This window comes from Plantactinospora mayteni (assembly GCF_016862935.1).
GTDB lineage: Bacteria > Actinomycetota > Actinomycetes > Mycobacteriales > Micromonosporaceae > Plantactinospora > Plantactinospora mayteni.
Map to the genome: position 1 here is coordinate 232,501 of NZ_BONX01000012.1, position 20,192 is coordinate 252,692.

Annotated in this window: 19 protein-coding genes; 2 read left to right on the forward strand and 17 right to left on the reverse strand. The window is 71.1% G+C overall.

Going from position 1 to position 20,192, the window contains the following annotated elements:
- Positions 1-124: 124 nt before the first annotated feature.
- The 15 genes from Pma05_RS12100 to prmC form a co-directional block, all read right to left on the reverse strand.
- On the reverse strand, positions 125-1,393 hold the full coding sequence (locus tag Pma05_RS12100) for an LCP family protein (RefSeq protein WP_239312223.1): 1,269 nt from the start codon (positions 1,391-1,393) through the stop codon (positions 125-127).
- 243 nt (positions 1,394-1,636) lie between these two features.
- Complete coding sequence (gene atpD, locus Pma05_RS12105; RefSeq protein ID WP_203857444.1) at positions 1,637-3,073, reverse strand: F0F1 ATP synthase subunit beta; 1,437 nt, start codon at positions 3,071-3,073, stop codon at positions 1,637-1,639.
- Positions 3,073-4,011 carry a F0F1 ATP synthase subunit gamma gene (locus tag Pma05_RS12110; RefSeq protein ID WP_203857445.1) on the reverse strand — a complete coding sequence of 313 codons (939 nt, stop codon included), beginning with the start codon at positions 4,009-4,011 and terminating at the stop codon, positions 3,073-3,075. Before Pma05_RS12110 ends, atpD begins: the two co-directional genes overlap by 1 nt.
- 9 nt (positions 4,012-4,020) lie before the next feature.
- Positions 4,021-5,676 carry a F0F1 ATP synthase subunit alpha gene (atpA, locus tag Pma05_RS12115; protein ID WP_203857446.1) on the reverse strand — a complete coding sequence of 552 codons (1,656 nt, stop codon included), beginning with the start codon at positions 5,674-5,676 and terminating at the stop codon, positions 4,021-4,023.
- 81 nt (positions 5,677-5,757) lie between these two features.
- Positions 5,758-6,579, reverse strand: coding sequence for a F0F1 ATP synthase subunit delta (locus Pma05_RS12120; protein WP_203857447.1), 822 nt, complete (start codon positions 6,577-6,579; stop codon positions 5,758-5,760).
- Positions 6,579-7,154, reverse strand: a complete 576-nt coding sequence (locus Pma05_RS12125; protein WP_203857448.1) for a F0F1 ATP synthase subunit B — start codon at positions 7,152-7,154, stop codon at positions 6,579-6,581. The genes Pma05_RS12120 and Pma05_RS12125 overlap by 1 nt, the downstream gene beginning before the upstream one ends.
- 27 nt (positions 7,155-7,181) lie before the next feature.
- Positions 7,182-7,421: an ATP synthase subunit C-like protein gene (locus Pma05_RS12130; protein ID WP_107260457.1), complete on the reverse strand. Its 240-nt coding sequence runs from the start codon at positions 7,419-7,421 to the stop codon at positions 7,182-7,184.
- Between the two features lie 71 nt (positions 7,422-7,492).
- Positions 7,493-8,293 carry a F0F1 ATP synthase subunit A gene (atpB, locus tag Pma05_RS12135; RefSeq protein WP_203857449.1) on the reverse strand — a complete coding sequence of 267 codons (801 nt, stop codon included), beginning with the start codon at positions 8,291-8,293 and terminating at the stop codon, positions 7,493-7,495.
- A 12-nt stretch (positions 8,294-8,305) separates the two neighbouring features.
- On the reverse strand, positions 8,306-8,536 hold the full coding sequence (locus tag Pma05_RS12140; RefSeq protein WP_203857450.1) for an AtpZ/AtpI family protein: 231 nt from the start codon (positions 8,534-8,536) through the stop codon (positions 8,306-8,308).
- A 205-nt stretch (positions 8,537-8,741) separates the two neighbouring features.
- Positions 8,742-9,203: a hypothetical protein gene (locus Pma05_RS12145; RefSeq protein WP_203857565.1), complete on the reverse strand. Its 462-nt coding sequence runs from the start codon at positions 9,201-9,203 to the stop codon at positions 8,742-8,744.
- Positions 9,204-9,249: 46 nt separating this feature from the next.
- A complete protein-coding gene (gene glyA / locus Pma05_RS12150; RefSeq protein ID WP_203857451.1) occupies positions 9,250-10,569 on the reverse strand; it encodes a serine hydroxymethyltransferase in 1,320 nt (439 codons plus the stop codon).
- A 135-nt stretch (positions 10,570-10,704) separates the two neighbouring features.
- Positions 10,705-12,927: a transglycosylase domain-containing protein gene (locus Pma05_RS12155; RefSeq protein ID WP_203857452.1), complete on the reverse strand. Its 2,223-nt coding sequence runs from the start codon at positions 12,925-12,927 to the stop codon at positions 10,705-10,707.
- Positions 12,928-13,201: 274 nt separating this feature from the next.
- Positions 13,202-13,819 (reverse strand): arsenate reductase/protein-tyrosine-phosphatase family protein, encoded by a 618-nt coding sequence (locus Pma05_RS12160; RefSeq protein ID WP_203857453.1) that lies wholly within the window; start codon positions 13,817-13,819, stop codon positions 13,202-13,204.
- Complete coding sequence (locus Pma05_RS12165) at positions 13,820-14,563, reverse strand: L-threonylcarbamoyladenylate synthase (protein WP_372441458.1); 744 nt, start codon at positions 14,561-14,563, stop codon at positions 13,820-13,822. It lies immediately after the preceding gene.
- A gap of 6 nt (positions 14,564-14,569) precedes the next feature.
- Positions 14,570-15,511: a peptide chain release factor N(5)-glutamine methyltransferase gene (gene prmC / locus Pma05_RS12170; protein ID WP_203857454.1), complete on the reverse strand. Its 942-nt coding sequence runs from the start codon at positions 15,509-15,511 to the stop codon at positions 14,570-14,572.
- A 173-nt stretch (positions 15,512-15,684) separates the two neighbouring features.
- On the opposite strand from prmC, the gene Pma05_RS12175 reads away from it, so the two are divergent.
- Positions 15,685-17,244 (forward strand): GGDEF domain-containing protein, encoded by a 1,560-nt coding sequence (locus Pma05_RS12175; protein WP_203857455.1) that lies wholly within the window; start codon positions 15,685-15,687, stop codon positions 17,242-17,244.
- A gap of 111 nt (positions 17,245-17,355) precedes the next feature.
- Here the strand turns inward: Pma05_RS12175 and prfA are convergent, their stop codons facing one another.
- Entirely contained in the window at positions 17,356-18,444 is a 1,089-nt protein-coding gene (prfA, locus tag Pma05_RS12180) for a peptide chain release factor 1 (RefSeq protein ID WP_203857456.1), read from the reverse strand.
- A gap of 114 nt (positions 18,445-18,558) precedes the next feature.
- Positions 18,559-18,783, reverse strand: a complete 225-nt coding sequence (gene rpmE, locus Pma05_RS12185; RefSeq protein WP_130462188.1) for a 50S ribosomal protein L31 — start codon at positions 18,781-18,783, stop codon at positions 18,559-18,561.
- 241 nt (positions 18,784-19,024) lie between these two features.
- On the opposite strand from rpmE, the gene Pma05_RS12190 reads away from it, so the two are divergent.
- Complete coding sequence (locus tag Pma05_RS12190) at positions 19,025-20,131, forward strand: RNA ligase (RefSeq protein ID WP_239312225.1); 1,107 nt, start codon at positions 19,025-19,027, stop codon at positions 20,129-20,131.
- Positions 20,132-20,192 lie beyond the last annotated feature (61 nt).

Genomic DNA, 20,192 nt, shown 5'->3' on the forward strand with positions numbered 1-20,192 from the left:
TCAATCTAAGGACGGGCGGACATGGCGGAAATGTTGCAGAGACTAGCCATGGATCTCGGTGCCTGTTCCACCGGTACCCGAGCCACCCGGCCGGACCGGCGCGGACGGCTCCGGTGCCAGCCGGTTACCTGGCCTTGTTCAGCAGTTCGGGGTTGTTGATGACGAAGCTGTCCAGGGTGCCGGCCTTGAGCGCGGCGAAGAACTCCTCGGCGATCGGCTGGAACTTCTCGCCCTTGTAGGAGCCGCCCTGGGTGACCCCACCACCCGGCAACTTGATCATCTGGATCGAGTCCGACCGGAGCCCGCGCAGCGCGAACGCGAAGTCGACCAGGTCGTGACCGCGACCGTTGAAGATCAGCGACTCGCCGGCCGCCCGGAGCACGGAATCCAGCTTGATCGGATTGGTCACCACGTCCTTGCTCAGCGCCTGGTCGGCCATGGCCCGGACGAACTGCTGCTGGTGCCGCTGCCGGTCGTAGTCGCCGTTCGGCAGGCCGTACCGCTGCCGGACGTAGTCCAGCGCCTGCCAGCCCTTCAGGTGGGCGTTGCCCTTCTTGTACTCCGCCTGCGGCCCGGTGTAACCGCCGCCACCCGGCTTCAACGTACGCGTCTTGCCGTTCGGCTGCCGGTGCTCCGACTTGACGTTCGTGTCGATGTACATGTCGACGCCGCCCATCGCGTCGACGATCTTCTGGAAGCCGTTGAAGTTGATGATCGCCCCGGCGTCGAACCGCTGGATGCCGGTCACCTGGGTGACGGTCTTGGAGAGCAACTCGAAGCCCTGGGCCGGACTCGGCAGCTTCGCACCGGGCACCTTGCTGCCGTGCGCCATCGCGGCGTTCAGCTTCTCCGTACCGCCGTTGTAGTCGGCCTTGTCGAACGCCGGGATCCGCACCAGCAGGTCCCGGGGCAGCGAGAAGAGGTACGCCGAGTCCAGCGTCTCGTTGACGTGCAGCACCATGATCGAGTCGGCCAGCGGGGACCACTCCGGGGTCCGCGGGTCGATCCCGACCAGCAGGATGTTCAGCGGCCCCTTGATGTCCGACTTCTTCTCCGGCACCGCGCCGGCCGCGTCGTCGCCGAAGAGGTCGGCCTCCTGCACCGCCCCCTCGTAGCGGGCGAGTACCGCCTCGAAGCCGACCAGCCCGGCACCGCTGACCAGTACCAGGAGGGCGCCGAGCATGGTGCAGACCCGGGCCCAGCGCGGCGTCCGGGACCTGTTCCCCCGTCGCCGACCGGAGCCCGCCTGCCCCGGGTCCGCCTGCTCCGGGTCCGCCTGCCCCGGGGCGGGTGCGCCGGTGGCCGGCTGGCCCGGCGTGCCGCCCTGCCGCTGCCGGGCCAGCCAGCGGGATCTGCCGCCCGATCGACCAGCGCTCCTGCCGCCTTCACCCACCAGACATCTCCGTTCGTCGCGCGCCGTTGCCGGGGCGGGCCCACTGGACAGAGACGTTGCCGGTCAACTGGGGGGTTGCGGGCCGCCCACGACGGTACCCGGCAAAGTCGGGTTACCAAAGCACCGGAACCAGATGAAGAACGCCCAAATCGACCAGAACGTGTCGGTGAACAGCAGGTAAAAGACGACGGAGCCGCACCGGCAGGTTGCCGGTGCGGCTCTCGTACGCGTGCTCGCCGGGAACTAGTCCTTCATCAGCTCACGGGCGTTGCGCTCCAGGTCGTCGAGCCCACCGCACATGAAGAATGCCTGCTCGGGGAAGTGGTCGTACTCGCCCTCGGCGATCTTCTTGAACGCCTCGACGGTGTCCTTGACCGGCACGTACGAGCCCTTGATGCCGGTGAAGACCTCGGCCGCGTACGTGTTCTGGGAGAGGAACCGCTCGATCCGGCGGGCCCGGCCGACGGTGAGCTTGTCCTCTTCCGAGAGCTCCTCGATGCCGAGGATGGCGATGATGTCCTGGAGGTCCTTGTAGCGCTGGAGGATCCGCTTCACCTCGGAGGCGACCGCGAAGTGCTCGGCACCGACGAACTCCGGGGCGAGGATCCGGGACGAGGACGCCAGCGGGTCCACCGCCGGGTAGATGCCCTTGTCGGAGATCGACCGCTCCAGGTTGGTGGTGGCGTCCAGGTGCGCGAAGGTGGTGGCCGGCGCCGGGTCGGTGTAGTCGTCCGCCGGCACGTAGATCGCCTGCATCGAGGTGATCGCCTGGCCCCGGACCGAGGTGATCCGCTCCTGGAGCTCGCCCATCTCGTCCGCCAGGGTCGGCTGGTAGCCCACCGCACTCGGCATCCGGCCGAGCAGGGTGGAGACCTCCGAACCGGCCTGGGTGAACCGGAAGATGTTGTCGATGAAGAGCAGCACTTCCTGCTTGTTCACGTCGCGGAAGTATTCCGCCATGGTGAGCGCGGAGAGCGCCACCCGGAGCCGGGTGCCCGGCGGCTCGTCCATCTGGCCGTAGACCAGCGCGGTCTTGTCGATGACGCCGGACTCGGTCATCTCGTGGATGAGGTCGTTGCCCTCACGGGTCCGCTCGCCCACCCCGGCGAATACCGAGGTACCACCGAAGTTGTTCGCGACCCGGGTGATCATCTCCTGGATCAGCACCGTCTTGCCCACGCCGGCACCGCCGAACAGGCCGATCTTGCCACCCTTGACGTACGGGGCGAGCAGGTCGATGACCTTGATGCCGGTCTCCAGCATCTCGGTCTTCGGCTCCAGGTCGGCGAAGGCCGGTGCCTTGCGGTGGATCTGCCACCGGTCGGCCGCCTCGAAGGTCTCGCCCTCCTTGAGGTTGAGCACCTCACCGATGGTGTTGAAGACCCGGCCCTTGACCGCGTCACCGACCGGCACCGTGATCGGCGAGCCGGTGTCCCGGACCTCGGTGCCCCGGACCAGGCCGTCGGTCGGCTGCATCGAGATCGCCCGGACCATGTTGTCGCCCAGGTGCTGGGCGACCTCCAGGGTCAGGGTCTTGGTGCCCCCGGAGAGGGTCACGTCGACGTGCATGGCGCTGAAGATGTCCGGCATGGCGTCGCGCGGGAACTCGGCGTCGACGACCGGGCCGATGACCCGGACCACGCGGCCCGTCGCGGTCTTGGTCTCTGAAGGAGCAGTCATCACACTTCACTTCCCGACGCGGCCAGCGCGTTGGCGCCGCCGACGATCTCACTGATCTCCTGGGTGATCCCGGCCTGGCGGGCCGAGTTCATCTCACGCGTGTAATTCTCGATCATTTCCTCGGCGTTGTCCGTCGCACTCTTCATCGCCCGACGACGGGCCGCCGACTCGCTGGCCGCCGACTCGAGCAACGCCGCGTAGATCCGCGTGTTGATGTATTTCGGCAGCAGCGCGTCCAGCAGCGCGTCCGCCTCCGGCTCGAACTCGTACGCCGGCAGCAGACCCTGCGCCTCGGACCGCGGCCGGTCCTCGACCTCCATCGGCCCGAGGATCCGGGCCACCGGGGTCTGCGACATCAGCGACTTGAACTCCGTGTAGACGATGTGCAGCTCGTCGACGCCGAGCACGCCGTCGATCCCCGGGTCGCCGCCCTCCAGGTCGTCGGCACCGGAGACGAACGCCTTGATCAGCGTCTCGCCCACCTGCTTGGCGTCGGCGAAGGTCGGCTGCTCGGAGAAGCCGGTCCAGCTCGCCTCCACCTTCCGCTGCCGGAACCGGTAGAAGCCGACGCCCTTGCGGCCGATGACGTAGAGCACCGGCTCCTTGCCGTCGTCCTTCAGCCGGGCGACCAGCGACTCGGCGGCCTTGATCGCGTTGGAGGTGTAACCGCCGGCCAGGCCGCGGTCGCTGGTGACCACGACCACCCCGGCCCGGCGGACCTTCGGCCGGGCGGTGAGCAGCGGGTGGTCGATGGCCGCGTTGGACGCCAGCGCGGTGAGCACGCCGGTGATGGCCTGGGCGTACGGCAGCGACGCCGCGACCCGGCCCTGTGCCTTGGCGAGTCGGCTCGTCGCGACGAGCTCCATCGCCTTGGTGATCTTCTTCATCGACTTCGCCGAGCGGATCCGTTGACGAAGAACGCGTACCTGGGCAGCCACCGGTCAGCCCTACTGCTTCTCGGCCGGGGCCGACTCGCCGCCGTCGCGGTACCGGGTGACCGTCTCGCGATCCTGCTCGCCCTCCATCGGCCGGGCCGGTGCCTCGTTGACCCGCACCTCGTCTTCCTTGCCGAGGAACATCTGCTTAAACCGCTTGACGGCCTCGTTCAGCGCGTTGGTGATGTCGTCGTCCCAGTTGTTGTCCGCGATCGACTGCATCGTCGGCTTGTACTGGTGGCGGAGGAACTCCAGGAACTCGGACTCGAAGCGCCGGACCTCGCCGATCGGGACGTCGTCCAGCTTGCCCTCGGTACCGATCCAGACCGAGACCACCTGCTCCTGCACCGGGAACGGCGAGTAGTTGGTCTGCTTCAGCAGCTCGACCAGGCGCGCGCCCCGGCTGAGCTGGTCCTGGGACGCCTTGTCCAGGTCCGAGGCGAGCGCGGCGAACGCCTCCATCTCGCGGTACTGCGCCAGGTCCAGCCGGAGCCGGCCGGCCACCTTCTTCATCGGCTTCACCTGGGCGGCACCGCCGACCCGGGAGACCGAGGTGCCGACGTTGATCGCCGGCCGGACACCCTGGTTGAACAGGTCGGTTTCCAGGAAGATCTGGCCGTCGGTGATCGAGATGACGTTCGTCGGGATGAACGCGGAGATGTCGTTGCCCTTGGTCTCGATGATCGGCAGACCGGTCATCGAGCCGCTGCCCATCTCGTCGGAGAGCTTCGCGCAGCGCTCCAGCAGCCGGGAGTGCAGGTAGAAGACGTCACCCGGGTACGCCTCGCGGCCCGGCGGGCGACGCAGCAGCAGCGACACCGCCCGGTACGCCTCGGCCTGCTTGGTCAGGTCGTCGAAGACGATCAGGACGTGCTTGCCGGCGTACATCCAGTGCTGGCCGATCGCCGAGCCGGCGTACGGGGCGATGTACTTGAAGCCGGCCGGGTCGGAGGCGGGCGAGGCGACGATGGTGGTGTATTCCATCGCGCCCTGCTCCTCCAGCAGGCCCTTCACCGAGGCGATCGTGGAGCCCTTCTGGCCGATCGCCACGTAGATGCAGCGGACCTGCTTGGCCGGGTCGCCGGAGCGCCAGTTGTCCCGCTGGTTGAGGATGGCGTCCAGCGCGACGGTGGTCTTGCCGGTCCGCCGGTCGCCGATGATGAGCTGCCGCTGGCCCCGGCCGATCGCGGTCATCGCGTCGATGGCCTTGATGCCGGTCTGCAACGCCTCGCTGACGCTCTGCCGGGCCATCACGTTCGGCGCCTGGAGCTCCAACTCGCGGTAGCCCTCGTTGGCCAGGTCACCCAGGCCGTCGATCGGGTTGCCGAGCGCGTCGACGACCCGGCCGAGGAACGCGTCGCCGACCGGCACCGAGAGGACCCGGCCGGTCCGCTTGACCCGCTGCCCCTCCTCGATCCCGGCGTAGTCACCGAGCACCACGACGCCGATCTCCCGGACGTCGAGGTTGAGCGCCAGGCCGAGGGTGCCGTCCTCGAACTCCAGCAGCTCGTTGGTCATGGTCGAGGGCAGGCCCTCGACGTGGGCGATGCCGTCACCGGCGTCGGCGACGGTGCCGACCTCCTCACGGGAGACGTCGGGCGAATAGGAGGAGACGTAGCGCTCCAGCGCGCCGCGGATCTCCTCCGACGAGATGGTCAGCTCGGCCATCCTCTTCTTCCTCTATTCAGGGCCCGGTTAACCGGAACGGCGTGGATGTCTTCCTCGGCGCTGCGCGGAGCGTCGTGCTGCTCAGCTCCGCGCGAGCGCGTTTCTGGTGTCGGTGAGGCGGCGCAGGATCGTGCCGTCGTAGAGATCGGACCCGATCTGGACGCGCAACCCGCCCAGTACGTTCGGATCCACCGTCTGCTTGACGGTGACCTCTCGACCGTATAGCTCGGTGAGCTTGCGCCCCAGTCGCTGTTCCTCCTCCTCGGCCAGCGGGGCCGCGACGGTGACGTACGCCACCTGACGGTCCCGCCGGTCGGCGGCCAGCTCGACCAGCCGGGTCAGCGCCCCGGAGAAGGAGCGCCCGCCGAACCCGGCGAGCGCGACCTCGACCAGCTTGACCGTCACCGGGTTGGCCTTGCCGGAGAGCAGCGCACCGGTCAGCTCGGCCCGCTGGGCAACCGGCGCGATCGGGTCGGAGAGGGTGTTGCTCAGCTCCGCGTCGGCGGCGACCACCTGACCGAAGCGGAACAGCTCGTCCTCCACCTCACCCAGGTCGCCGGCCCGGTCGGCGCTGGCCAGCAGCGCCTCCACCCCGAGCCGTTCGGTGCCTTCCAGCAGCTCGGACGGCGCCGACCAGCGGCCGGAGACCAGCACCCCGAGCAGCGCCCTGGCGTCGTCGCCGACCTTGTCGCCGAGCAGCGACTCCAGCAGCGCGGCCCGGTCCTCGCCGGCCCGCGCCGGGTCGGAGAGCGCCCGGCGCAGCCGCGGCTCGCGCCGCAGCAGGCCGGCGACCGACCCGAGTTCGTCACCGGTGGCGGAGATCCGGTCCGCCTCCGTCTGGCCGGCGTACGCGTCGAGACGCTGCCGTGCGGCGGCGTACGACTCCCGGCTGGCGGCCTGCATCAGCTCGCCCGTACGGCGGAGCCGTTGGCAGAGCCGTTGCCGGCGCCGACGCTCTCCAGGTCGGCCAGGAACCGCTCGACCGTGCCCTTGCGTCGCGCCTCGTCGGCCAGCGACTCACCGACGATCCGGCCGGCCAGGTCGACCGCGATCGTGCCCACCTCGGTACGCAGCTCGCGCACGATGGTGGACCGCTCGGCGGCGAGCTGTTCCTTGCCGGCCGCGATGATCCGGTCGGATTCCTCCCGGGCCTTGGCCAGGACGTCCTGCCGGATGCCCTCGGCGTCGGCCCGGGCGTCGTCGCGGATCTTCGCCGCGTCGGTCCGCGCCTCGGCGAGCTGCGCGCGGTACTGCTCGAGGAGCTGGTTGGCCTCGGCCTGGGCGGCCTCGGCGCGCTTGATCCCGCCCTCGATCGCGTCGACCCGAGCCTGGAAGGTCTGCTCCATCCGCGGGAAGACGTACTTCATCAGCATGAAGCAGAGAATGGCGAAGGCGATCGAGCCAATGACGATCTCCTGCCAGAGCGGGATGATCGGATTGTGCTCGGTGCCGCCCTCCGCGGCCAAGATGGCGTACATCGGAACCTCCCGGTTCGAGGAGTACGGCTAGTTGCCGAAGGCGTAACCGAAGGCGATGCCCAGCAGAGCCAGCAGCTCGATGACGGCGAAGCCGATCCAGACGTACGGCAGGGTGATCCGGGACGACTCCGGCTGCCGGGCGGTCGACTGGATGTAGGCGCTGAAGACCAGGCCGACACCGATACCCGGACCGATGGCGGCGAGGCCGTAGCCGATGGCGCTGAGGCTGCCGGTAATTTCGACGGCGGCGAGGGTCGACGACAACATTGGTTGGTTCCTCCTGAAATCACGCGTGACGGCTCACGCGGGACGACAACGGGTGTGCGGTTGTGTGCGGATCAGTGTTCGTCGGCGAGCGCGCCCTGCACGTAGCTGGCGCTCAGCACGGTGAAGATGTAGGCCTGCAGGACGATGACCAGCGCCTCCAGGAAGGTGATCGCGATCGACACCGCCCAGGAGAGCACCGAGATCGGCTTCAGGAAGAACGAGTCCGCGTTCAGCAGTACGAAGCCGCCCAGGGTGAAGACCAGCAGGATGATGTGTCCGGCGAACAGGTTGGCGAACAACCGCAGCGCCAGCGAAACCGGCCGGGCGATGAACGTCGAGAAGAGCTCAATCGGGATCAGCAGCGGCTGCATGAACCACGGTGCCGGCGGCATAAGTGAATGCTTGAAGAACTTTGCGAAACCGTGGTGTCGGATGCCCACCCAGATGAACATCACGTAACTGATGATCGCCAGGATCGCCGGGAACGCGATGTGTGCCATCGGCGAGATCTGCACGAACGGAATGATCTGCCACAGGTTGTTGACGAAGATGAAGACGAAGAGCGTCGTGAGGTACGGCGCGAAGGCGACGCCCCGATGCCCGATCATGTCGACCGCGATGTTGTTCCGGACGAAGCCGTAGATCGACTCGGCGATCCACTGGCCCTTCGTCGGCACCAGCTTCGGGTTCCGGTACGTGACCAGGAAGAAGACGATGGTCAGGGCGACGCCCAGCCAGACGAGCACCGTGAACTTGGTGATCCAGTAGGAGTTGTGTTCCCCCCACGGATAGATCGCCGGCAGGAAGAAATCCTCCACGCTGGGTGGAAACGGAACTTCGCCCTCCGCGAGGACGACCGACTGTCCGATCACCGCGTCCCTTCCCTAGCTAGGGGTGCCGAGCCGGCGGATGACCAGGTAAACGCCCCCGGCCCCGCCCAGCAGGAACCCGATCCCGGTGGCCAGACCATCGGTGTCGAGCCACTGGTCGACCAACCAACCGATGCAGCCCCACACCACCAGACCTCCGATGAGGTATGCCAGCGCGGTCCAACCCTCACCGGCTTCGGGAGTGCCCGAGCCGCCGGGGGGTTGGGGGGTTTGGTCACCGGTCATGACGGCCGAACGATATCAGCCGGGGATACGAGGCTGTGCCTCACCCCCCGCACAACCTTGTTGTGTGGGCGTGTGGGCGGGCGCGTCGTCTGTGGGCACGCTACTCCGGTTCCGCCACCGGGAAAATGACCGATCACTGACAGTTTCTTGTGCCGTCCCGTCAACGGGACTCCGAGCAGGTCCGACCCGAGGTGGGTGACCCGGATCACGCCTCGGGCGAGCGGCGTGTCCGTGCGGCGTGCACGGTGACGACCCACCAGATGTTCGCGCCGGTCCAGGCCACCACCCCGGCGACGACGCCCCAGCCGAACGGCACCAGCCCGACCCAGCCCCGGCCGGCGACCCCGGCCATCACCACACCGATCACGCTGAACTTGGCCACGTACATCGCCAGGCCGAACGGCAGTACCAGGGTGGGGTTGACCGAGTCGGCCCAGGCAATCACCAGGGTGGAGGCGAGGTAACTCAGCGTAACCAGGCCGACGCCGGCTGCCGCGCCCGCCGCGCCGACCCCACCGCCGAGCAGGGCGCCGAGCACTGTGGCGAGGACCAGCAGGCCGGCCGACGCCCCGAGTACCACCGGCAGGTGGGCAAGCCGCCAGTGCCGGTCCGCCGCGCCGGACCCGTCGGCCGGCGGCGACCCGCCGGACCCGCCCGCGCCGGCCACCTCCGGCTCCGTGGGCCGGTCCGCCAGCTCGACCGGCTCCGCCCGCTCAGCCACGGGGGTACGCCGGGAAGGCGGTGACCAGGTCGGCGACGTCCGCGCCGATCGCGGCGAGGGCGTCGGCGCCACCGGGCTCGGCCGGGTCGGTCCGGACGGCCCGGGAGATCAGTTCGCCGATCCGGCCCATCTCCGCCACCCCCATGCCCTGGGTGGTGACGCTCGGGGTGCCGACCCGGATGCCGGAGGCGACCATCGGCTTCTGCGGGTCGTACGGGATGGCGTTCTTGTTCAGGGTGATCGCGGCGGCGTCGCAGCGCGCCTCGGCGTCCCGGCCGGTGATCCCGACGTCACGCAGGTCGATCAGTGCGAGATGGGTGTCGGTACCGCCGGAGACCGGGCGCATCCCCTCCGCCGTGAGGGCGGCGGCCAGCGCCTGCGCGTTCGCAACCACCTGGGCAGCGTACGCCTGGAAGGCCGGAGACGCCGCTTCGCGCAGCGCGACCGCCTTCGCCGCCACGGAATGCATCAACGGCCCGCCCTGGGTGAACGGGAAGACCGCCTTGTCGATCCGCTCGGCGAGTGACTCCCGGCACAGGATCATGCCGCCCCGCGGCCCGCGCAGCACCTTGTGTGTGGTGGCGCAGACCACGTCGGCGTACGGCACCGGGGACGGGATGGCCCGCCCGGCGACCAGCCCGATGAAGTGCGCCGCGTCCACCATGAGGTAGGCGTCGACCTCGTCGGCGATCTCCCGGAACCGGGCGAAATCGATCAGCCGGGGGTACGCGGTGGCGCCACAGATGATCATCTTGGGCCGGTGCGCCAGCGCGAGTTCGCGTACCTCGTCGTAGTCGATCTGCTCGGTGTCCGGGCGCACCTGGTAGCCGACCGGGGCGAACCACTTGCCGGAGAAGTTGACCCGGCTGCCGTGGGTCAGGTGGCCGCCGTGCGGCAGGTCCATCGCCAGCACCGTGTCGCCGGGCTGCACCAGCGCGGCGTACGCGGCCAGGTTGGCGCTCGCCCCAGAGTGCGGCTGGAGGTTGGCGTGCTCGGCCCCGAAGAGCGCCTTGGCCCGGTCGATGCCGATCTGCTCGGCCCGGTCCACCTCGGCGCAGCCGCCGTAGTAGCGCCGGCCCGGATAGCCCTCGGCGTACTTGTTGCTCAACGTGGAGCCGAGCGCCGCCAGTACCGCCGGGGAGGTCAGGTTCTCGCTGGCGATCAACTGCAACCCGCCGCGTACCCGGTCGAGTTCGTCCAGCAGCACCTCGGCGATCTCCGGATCGGTCCCGGCCAACTCGTCGAAGTCCGGCCCCCAGAACGGCGGCTCCCCGGTCCCGGGCCGACCTGCCCGCTCGCTTGACTCGCTCACCCCGGCACCTTCTCGTCGCGCTCGGCATTGGGCCGGGTCCGAGTCTATGGGGTACCCGGGACGCCGCCCGACGACCTGCCGGCGAGCACCGACGGCTCAGGCCGGTCAGGGCCGGTCAGGGCCGATCAGGGCCGGTCAGCGGGGCGGGGACGGGGCCGGCGGGGGTACGACGGCGGTCGGTGCGGGAGCCGGTGGCGGATCGGGCGCCGGGGCGACCGGGTCCGGACCCGGTCCGGCCGGCTCGGGGCCGAGATCGCTCGGGCCGTCACCGAAGGCGATCTCCCGACCGGGCGGGGTGAAGTCCTGCCGCGGTTTGCCGTTCAGCACGCTGGCCAGGGTGGTGGCGACCGCCGTGACGACCTTCTCCTGTATCTCCTCACCGACCGCGTCACTCGGGTCGTCCGGGTTGGCGGCGATCGCCGCCGCCGCGAGCTGCGGGGTGAAAGCGACGAAGGTCTCGGTGGCGTACCCCTCCGCACTGCCGCTCTTGCCGGCCACCGGCTGGTCGCCGAGGATCCTCGTCGCCTCGGGCGCGGTGCCGCCGTCGCACTGCTCGTACGCGGACTGGGCGCCGACCGGGCAGCGCGCCGCGTCGGTCGCCGCCCGGGCCACCTCCACCCCGAGCATCTTCCCGCAGTTCGGTGCGGCGGCGGGCAGTACCTGACCGGTGGAGTCGACGATCGAGAGCACCGGCAGCGGCTTGCAGTACGTCCCCTCCGCCGCCAGCGTCGCGTACGCGTTCGCCAGGTCCAGCGGGGTGGTGGCGGCCACGCCGAGGGTGAACGCCCCCCAGCCCTTCGCCCCGTACGTGGCCAGCCGGGCGTCGTTGCTGGCCCGGAACACGATGCCCAGCCGCTCGGCCATCCGCACCGCCCGCTCCGCGCCGATCCGCTGTTGCAGCGCCACGAAGTAGGTGTTGACCGACCGCCCGAAGCCGTTCCACATGGTGCGGTAGCCGTTCATCCAGGCCGGGTTGGCGTTGGCCGGGCACCAGTAGCCGCCGCAGGCGTTCGGCCCGTCGACCGGATAACTGGTCAGCAGCCGGGACGGCGCCACGTAGCCCGAGCTGAGCGGCAACCCCTCCTCCAACGCGGCGAGCAGCGTGAATATCTTGAACGTCGAGCCGGCCTGGTAGCCGTCGATGCCGCCGCCACCGGCGATCAACTGGTTGACCGTGTTCGGATGGTTGCGCTGCCCCGGCGGGTTGGGATCGAGCCGGTAGTGCCGGTTCACCGCCATCGCCAGCACCCGACCGGTGCCGGGCTGCACCACGGCCATCGGTGCGGCGTGGCGGTTGGCGTAGTCGTACACGGTCAGGGTCTGCCGCAGCGCGGTGGCCTGGATGGCCGGGTCGAGCGAGGTGGTGATCTGGTAGCCGCCCCGGCGCAGCGTCCGCTGCCGCTCGTCGACGGTGAGCCCGAACGCCGGGTTGGCGTTCCACCACTGCTGGAAGTAGTCGCAGAAGAAGCCCCAGTCGGAGTGCCCGTCCGGGATGCCGGCGCAGTCGTTCGGCTGGGCACCCGGCCGCAGCCTGATCGGCTCCGCCTGGGTACGGGCGGCGGTCTCGGCCGAGAGCACCCCGGTCTCGACCATCTCCCGCAACACGTAGCCCCGGCGGACCAGGGCGGCGTCGGGGTTGCCGACGATCGGGCTGTCCGTCTCCGGCGAGCGGACCAGTCCGGCCAGCAGGGCGGCCTCGGCCAAGGTCAGTTGTTGGGCAGACTTGGAGAAGTACCGCTGGCTGGCGGCGGCGATGCCGTACGCCCCGGCACCGAAGTAGGCGATGTTCAGGTAGCGGCTGAGGATCTCGTCCTTGCCGAGCCGGCGCTCCAGCGCGAGCGCGTACCGCGCCTCCCGGATCTTGCGGCCGGCGCTGGTCTCGGTCGCCTCGGCGCGCTGCTCGGCGGTCAGCCCGGGGTCGCTCTTCAGCACGTTGCGGACGTACTGCATGGTCAGTGTCGAGGCGCCCTGCCGTACCTCCCCGCCCACCCGGTTCGCCACCAGAGCCCGGAGTACGCCCTTGACGTCGACACCGCTGTGCGAATAGAAGCGGGCGTCCTCGGCCGCCACCGTCGCCTGCCGCATCACCTCGGCCACCTCGCCGAGCGGGATGTTCGTCCGGTTCTCGTCGTAGAACGAGGTGATCGGGGTACGGCCGTCGTTGGCGAAGAGGTAGGAGCGCTCGGCGGTCGGCGGGGTACGCAGGTCCTGCGGCAGGTCCTCGTAGCGGGCGCTGACCGACTGCAACCCCACCGCCGCCAGTACCGAGGCGGGCAGCGCGGCGGCGGCCAGGAGCGTGCCGGCCAGGATCCCGGCCAGCATCAGGGTCCAGAGCTGGTTCAGCCGCAGCCGGAGCATGGCGTACCTCCCGGGCGGGACAGCGATTCGACGCAACCCGGACAATCGACCGGGCTCGGGGACTCCGTCAGCCTGACGGCTGATTCCGGGCGCCGCAGCCGTTTCACGGCAAACTGGGTCAGATTCACATGTCGGAGTGACAGCGGCTCGGCCGCCGCCAGCAGAGCCGGCGCGTTGCCCGTACCCGGCAGATGACGATGTGGCGGAACCTGCGCCGGGATGCTGCTCCCCGAGGTCAGGACAGCAGATCAGGACAGCAGATCAGGGCGGCAGGTCAGGGCAGCAGGACGGCGGCGAGCGGGCGGACCGCTTCCTCGATCTCGTCGGCGACCCGGCTGAAGCACTGGTCGCCCCGGCCCCACGGGTCGTCGAGGTCGTCGCCGGGCAGCGGGGACGAGCCGCTGCGGGCCGCCGCCACCGCGGCCACCAGGGCGGCGCCCCGGGCGTGCACCGCGTCCGGGTCGGCGGCGTCGGCCGGGGGCAGGGCCGCGGCGTCCACGGTGGGCAGCAGCCGGCCGAACTCGCCGAGCACGAAGGTGCGGTCGGCGGCGTCGGGGCGCAGCGCCACCACGTATTCCTGCTGGTCGGCGGTTGCGGTCAGCACCAGGTCGGCCGCGTCGATGTGCTCCGAGCGGAGCTTGCGGGCGCCGAAGTCGGCCACCTCCCCGCCCCGGGACCGCACCTGCCGGGCGGCCGGCGGGTTCATCTCCTCACCCGCGTGCCAGCCGCCGGTGCCGGCACTGTGGCTGTGCACCAGCCGGTCCGCGTCGTCCGCCTCGGCCGCCGCCCGCCGGGCCAGCCGTTCGCGTACGGCGAGCGCGAGCAGCCGCTCCGCCATCGGCGACCGGCAGATGTTGCCCAGGCAGACGTGCAGGACCGTGAACGGCGGCACTCAGAACACCTGGCCCTGGATGTCCGGTACGACATCACGGAGCTTCTCCAGCGGGATCGCGCCCTGGCGCAGCACCCGGGGCACCTCGCCGGTGACGTCGACGATGGTGCTCGGCACCGGCTCCGGACACGGTCCCGCCTCCAGGTAGGCCCGCACCGCGTAGCCGAGGTGTTCGCGGGCCTCCTCGGCGGTCACCGCCGCCGGCTGGCCGGTCTTGTTCGCCGACGAGACGGCCATCGGCCCGGTCTCCCGGAGCACCTCCAGGGCGACCGGGTGCAGCGGCATGCGTACCGCCACCGTGCCGCCGGTGTCGCCGATGTCCCACTGGAGGCTCGGCGAGTGCTCGACCACGATCGTCAGCGCCCCGGGCCAGAACGCGTCGGCGAGGTCCCGGGCGGTGCTGGGCAGCATGAAGACCAGCCCGTCCAGCGTGCGCCGGGAGCCGACCAGCACCGGCGGCGGATGCTGCCGGTCCCGGCCCTTCGCGTTGAGCAGCGCCTTGACCGCGTACGGGGTGAACGCGTCCGCGCCGATCCCGTAGACCGTGTCGGTGGGGATCACGACCAGTTCGCCGTTCTTGACCGCCTCGACGGCAGCGGCGACGCCTCGGTCACGGTCCGCCAGTGACCGGCAGTCGTAGAGCATCACGAGGAGCCAGTCTGCCACGCCGGAGTCCCTACCGTGGCATGGGGACTTCCGGCCGGTTACCGGCGGGCGCCGCCCCGGCGGGCGGTGCCGGAGCAGGGCCGGTCACCGGTGGACGTCGGCCCGGCGGGCGGTGGCGAAGCGGGGCCGTCCGACCAGGTCCGGATGGTCCTCGATCTCGACGAACCGGCCGTCGGCGCGCAGCAGGTCCGGAACCGCCGTGCCGTGCGTGTCGTCGTGCTCGACCCCGAACACCCCGCCCGGGCGGAGCAGCCGGGCTGCCCGGTCCAGCACCAGCCGGATCACCGCCAGCCCGTCCGGCCCGCCGAAGACCGCGTCCGCCGGGTCGTGCCCGGCCACGTCCGGCGGTACGGGGGTGCCGTCCGGCACGTACGGCGGATTGCAGAGCAGCACGTCCACCCGGCCGGCGTACCCGGACAGCAACTCCGGGTCGGCCACGTCCCCGGCCACCACCTCGATCGGCCGGTCACCGGCACCGGCCCGCTCGGCGGCGTTGCGGCGCAGCCAGTCGAGCGCCGGTGCGGCCCGCTCGACCGCGACCACCCGGGCCCCGGGCACCTCCTCGGCGACCGAGAGCGCGATCGCACCGCTGCCACTGCACAGGTCGACCACCAGCGGTCCGTTGCCGGCCAGGTCGGCGCCGGTCCGGCCCGCCCCGACCTGCCGGGCCCGCTCGATGCCCCAGCCGGCCAGCAGTTCGGTCTCGGGGCGGGGGACGAAGACCCCGGGGCCGACCGCCAGCTCCAGATACCGGAACGCCGCCGAGCCGAGCAGGTGTTGGAGCGGCTCGTGCCGGGTACGCCGCTCGACCAGTTCGGCCAGCCGGTCCCGCTGCTCCGGGGTGAGCGGGTCGGCCACGGCCAGCGCACCGCGCGACACGCCGAGGACGTACGCCACCAGAAGCTCCGCCTCGGTCCGGGCCGGCCCGACACCGGCCCGGGCCAGCGCGGACGTCGCCGCCGCGACCGCGATCGACGGTCTGGTCCGTTCTGTCGCTTCGCGGGGATGCCGAGGAATACGCGTCACGACATAATCATGAAACGTCGGACGGGAATCATCGCGTTGCGGGCGCGTTTCCACCCCGGATCGACTGGGTGCGCAGACCGGTCGAGCGTCCCCGGAGGGCACCGTGGCTCCGGGCGACCGGTCGGCTCCTCGACCCGACGGGGGCTGGCTGGCGAAGGCGATGGAGGTTGTGCGTGAGTTGGCTCGACCGGGTCGGTGACCGGGCCGAGGAGTTGAGACACGCCCGTTCCCTCATGGAGAGCAGCCGATCCGCCGAGGCATGTCTGATCTTCGAACGGGTGGTCCACACCACCGACGACCCGTATTCTCGGGCCGACGCGTTGCTCCAGCGGCTCTCCGCGATCCTCAACCTGGGCCGTACCGCCGAATACACCCGGGCGGTGGAGCAGGCCTTCGACGCGGCCCGGGACCTGCCCGAGCCGTACCTGCACGGGCACCTGCACGCCCTGGCCGCGCTGGCCGCGCACAACCAGGGCGCGCCGGACCGCTGCGTCACCCACCTGGTCCGGGGTGCCCGGGCGCTCGGCTCGGTGGACGACCCCGACCAGGAGACCGCCTGGGGCTGGCACGACCTGGCGATGGCCTACTCCTACCTCAGCTTCCACGGCTACGCCCTGGGCGCCATCGAGCGGGCCCGCCGGCTCGGGCTGGCCGCCGGCATCCCCGAGGAGACCTTCGCCGCGCCCGGCATCCGGCTGCGCAACGCCGTCGCGCTGGACCACCACGGGGACAGCGACGGCTGCCTGCGGGTGCTCCGGGACGTCGGCTGTGACCTGGATCGGTTCGTCGAGGCTGGCACCGCGGGCCAGTTGCGGCCGAGCAGCCGGGCGGCATACGGGTACGCGCTCGCTCGGCAGGCCGCGCTCGGTGCCGCGACCGGCCGGTCGGCCGTACCGGAACTCGATCCCGACTGGCTGCTCGGCAACGGCGGGGACAGCGCGCGTACCCGGGACATGCGGCAGCTCGGCGGGGCGTGCCTGGCCATCGCCGCCGGTCGACCGGCGGAGGCGCTGGCCCGGCTGGAGACCGTGCAGGTCTCGGCCGAGACGCTGGGCGCGGCCGAACTCGCCCGGCTCTCCAGCCTGGCGTACGCCGGGGTCGGCGACCACGCGGCGGCGCACCGGGCCGACCGGTACGCGTTCCGGCTGGCGACCCAGCGCAACGACCGACTCCGGGACGTCTACGTGGACGGCGTCGCGGCCCGGATCGAGCACGAGGAGATGCGCCGGGAGGCAGCTCGCTACGAGGGCGAGGCGCTGACCGACCCGCTCACCGGGCTGCCCAACCGCCGCCGGCTGGAGCGCCACGTCGCCGGGATGGTCGGCCGGGGCGAGCGGGCGGTGATCGGCGTGGTCGACCTCGACGGCTTCAAGGCGGTGAACACCTCGCACGGGCACCACTCGGGTGACCTGGTGCTGCAACGGATCGCCGGGGTGGTCAACCGGGTGATGCGGCGCGGCGACTTCGTGGCCCGGTACGGGGGCGACGAGTTCGTGGTGGTGCTGCCCGGCGCCGGGATGACCGAGGCGGCTGAGGTGGGCCGGCGGATCAGCGCGGCGGTCGCCGCCGAGGACTGGGAGTCGATCATCCCCGGCACCCCGGTCGGGGTGAGCGTCGGCTTCGCCGAGGTGCACGGCTCCGGTACCGGGCTGCGGGACGCGCTGAGCGTCGCCTTCGAGCTGGCCGACCGGGAGATGTCCCGAGCCAAGGCCGGGCCGGGGGCCACCCGATGAGCCAGCCGGCGCCCACGCCACCCGGTGAGCCAGCCGGCGCCCACGCCACCCGGTGAGCCAGCCGGCGCCCACCCAGGCGCCAGCCGGGCCACCCGGTGAGCGGGGTGTGGCTCAGCGACGGGACAGCTCGGTCTCGCCGGCCAGCCGGGCCGAGCGGTCCGCCTCGGCGAGCGCGTCGAGCACCCCGTCCAGCTCACCGGCGAGCGCCAGGTCGAGGTTGTACGCCGTGTAGCCGATCCGGTGGTCCGTGATCCGGTTCTGCGGGAAGTTGTACGTCCGGATCCGCTCGGACCGGTCGACCGTACGCACCTGGGAGCGGCGGGCGTCCGAGGCGGCGGCGTCGGCCTGCTCCTGCGCGTTGGCGAGCAGCCGGGCCCGGAGGATCCGCATCGCCTGCTCCCGGTTCTGCAACTGGGACTTCTCGTTCTGGCAGGAGACCACGATCCCGGTCGGCAGGTGGGTGATCCGTACCGCCGAGTCGGTGGTGTTCACCGACTGGCCGCCCGGCCCGGACGACCGGAACACGTCGATCCGCAGCTCGTTCGGGTCGACGGTGACGTCGACGTCCTCGGCCTCCGGCAGCACCAGTACGCCCGCCGCGCTGGTGTGGATCCGCCCCTGGGACTCGGTGACCGGCACCCGCTGCACCCGGTGTACCCCGCCCTCCCACTTGAGCCGGGACCAGACCCCGTTACCGCCCTCCGGTACGCCCTTCGCCTTCACCGCGAGCGAGACGTCCTTCACCCCGCCCAGGTCGGAGTCCTGCGCGTCGAGCACCTCGGTCGCCCAGCCGTGCCGTTCGGCGTAGCGGAGGTACATCCGGAGCAGGTCACCGGCGAAGAGCGCGGACTCCTCGCCGCCCTCGCCGGCCTTGATCTCCAGGATCACGTCCTTGGCGTCGTGCGGGTCGCGCGGGATGAGCAGCTCGGCGAGCCGGCCCTCCAACCCGGGCAGCGACTCGGCCAGCGACTCCGCCTCGGCCGCGAACGACGGGTCCTCGGCGGCCAGTTCCCGGGCGGCGGTCAGGTCGGCCCGAGCCTGCTCCAGCTCACCGGCGGCCTTGTGCAGCGGGGTCAACTCGGCGAACCGCCGGCCCACCCGGCGGGCGGTGGCCTGGTCGGCGTGGATCGCCGGGTCGGCGAGCCGCCGTTCCAGCTCCGCGTACTCGTCGAGGAGACCAGCCAGCCGATCGCCGCTCATGCTCGTACTCCCTCTGCTGGAACGCGGATGATGTACAGGGCCGGAAGTGGCCGGGAAACGGCACGACGGCGCCCGCCCCCGGCGACGAACCGGAGGCGGGCGCCGTCGACGCGGCTACTTGGCCTTCTTGGCCTGAACCTTGGCGTACTTCTGCTGGAACTTGGCGACCCGGCCGGCGGTGTCGAGCACGCGCTGCTTACCGGTGTAGAACGGGTGGCAGGCGCTACAGGTCTCGACGTGGATCGAGCCGCCCTTCGCCGTGCTGCGGGTCGTGAAGGTGTTGCCGCACGAGCAGGTGACCTCGGTGCTCACGTACTCGGGGTGGATGTTGGGCTTCATGTCGCCTCGGTCCTTTCGTGGATGGTCGCCGGGTCGCCCGCGCCGTCCGTCGTCCGTGTGCGTCCGCGACAGCGGACTGTCGCGGGGCGGTGGCGGACTCGGGCGTGAACCGGAACCGGTGGCCGACTGACCAGTGTGCCATGGCGGCGGAGCCGCCCCGAAATCGGGCTGCACACGTGATCCGTGACGGATAACGTCACTCCTCCCTACCGCATTCCCACCCCGCCGGAAGGCACACCCCGTGGTCACCTCCGCGTCCGATCCCACCCTGCTCGCCCCGGCCACCCGGCTCGCCGACGTCCTCGACCCGGCGGCGCTGGCCGCCGCGCTCGCCGACGGCCAGGTCCGGGTCCAGCGGCATCCGGAACGCCCGCTGGCGATCTACAACTACACCGAGGCGTGCACCTATGCCGGAAACTGGACGCCGGTGACGTTGGCCTGCCGGGGGCTGATCGTGGACGAGTCGACCGGCGCGGTCGTGGCGCGGCCGTACCCGAAGTTCTTCAACCACGACCAGCCCGGGGCCCCGGCGCTCCGACCGGACGCACCGGCGGTGATAACGGACAAGGCCGACGGAAGCCTCGGCGTGCTCTACCCGGACGGCGACGGATTCGCGGTCGCCACCCGGGGCTCGTTCGCCTCCGACCAGGCCCGGCACGCCACCGCCGTACTCCGGGCCCGCTATCCCGGCTTCACCCCGCCACCGGGACGGACCGTACTGGTCGAGATCGTCTATCCGGCGAACCGGATCGTGCTCGACTACGGCGGCCTGGACGACCTGGTGCTGCTCGGCAGCGTGGAGATCGCCACCGGGCGCAGTTCCGGCCCCGAGACGGTGCCGGACTGGCCCGGCCCGGTGGTCGAGCGGCTGCCCCACCGCACCCTGGCCGAGGCGCTGGCCGCACCGGTCCGGGACGGCCGGGAGGGGCTGGTGGTGCACTGGCCGGACACCGACGAGCGGATCAAGATCAAATATCCGGCGTACGTCCTGCTGCACCGGCTGACCTTCGGGCTCAACGCCCGGGTCGTCTGGGAGTACCTGGTCACCGGGCAGGACCTCTCGGCCCGGGTCGCACCGCTGCCGGACGAGTTCCACCGCTGGGTCGACTCCGTCGTGGCCGAGCTGACCGCGACCGTCGAGGCCCGGGCCGCGAAGATCGAGCAGGCGTACGGTGAGATCGTGGCCGGGCTGCCGACCGGATGGACCCGACGCGACTTCGCCGAGCGGGCGTCCCGGCACCCGGAGCGCGCCTTCCTCTTCCGGCGCCTCGACGGCCGCGACTACCGCCCGCAGATCTGGCAGCAGGTCCGCCCCTCGGCGGACTGGACGCCGCAGCACGGCGAGTGACCCGGCCGCCGAGGACGGCGCGGAACCTCGGTCAGCAGGCGTCATGATGGCGACGAGCGGA

Coding starts and splice junctions, on each gene's coding strand:
- rpmE (WP_130462188.1), bottom strand. CDS start 18,783: ATGAAGCCCAACATCCACCCCGAGTACGTGAGCACCGAGGTCACCTGC.
- prfA (WP_203857456.1), bottom strand. CDS start 18,444: ATGAGCGGCGATCGGCTGGCTGGTCTCCTCGACGAGTACGCGGAGCTG.
- atpD (WP_203857444.1), bottom strand. CDS start 3,073: ATGACTGCTCCTTCAGAGACCAAGACCGCGACGGGCCGCGTGGTCCGG.
- Pma05_RS12125 (WP_203857448.1), bottom strand. CDS start 7,154: ATGTACGCCATCTTGGCCGCGGAGGGCGGCACCGAGCACAATCCGATC.
- atpA (WP_203857446.1), bottom strand. CDS start 5,676: ATGGCCGAGCTGACCATCTCGTCGGAGGAGATCCGCGGCGCGCTGGAG.
- Pma05_RS12120 (WP_203857447.1), bottom strand. CDS start 6,579: ATGCAGGCCGCCAGCCGGGAGTCGTACGCCGCCGCACGGCAGCGTCTC.
- Pma05_RS12130 (WP_107260457.1), bottom strand. CDS start 7,421: ATGTTGTCGTCGACCCTCGCCGCCGTCGAAATTACCGGCAGCCTCAGC.
- Pma05_RS12140 (WP_203857450.1), bottom strand. CDS start 8,536: ATGACCGGTGACCAAACCCCCCAACCCCCCGGCGGCTCGGGCACTCCC.
- Pma05_RS12155 (WP_203857452.1), bottom strand. CDS start 12,927: ATGCTCCGGCTGCGGCTGAACCAGCTCTGGACCCTGATGCTGGCCGGG.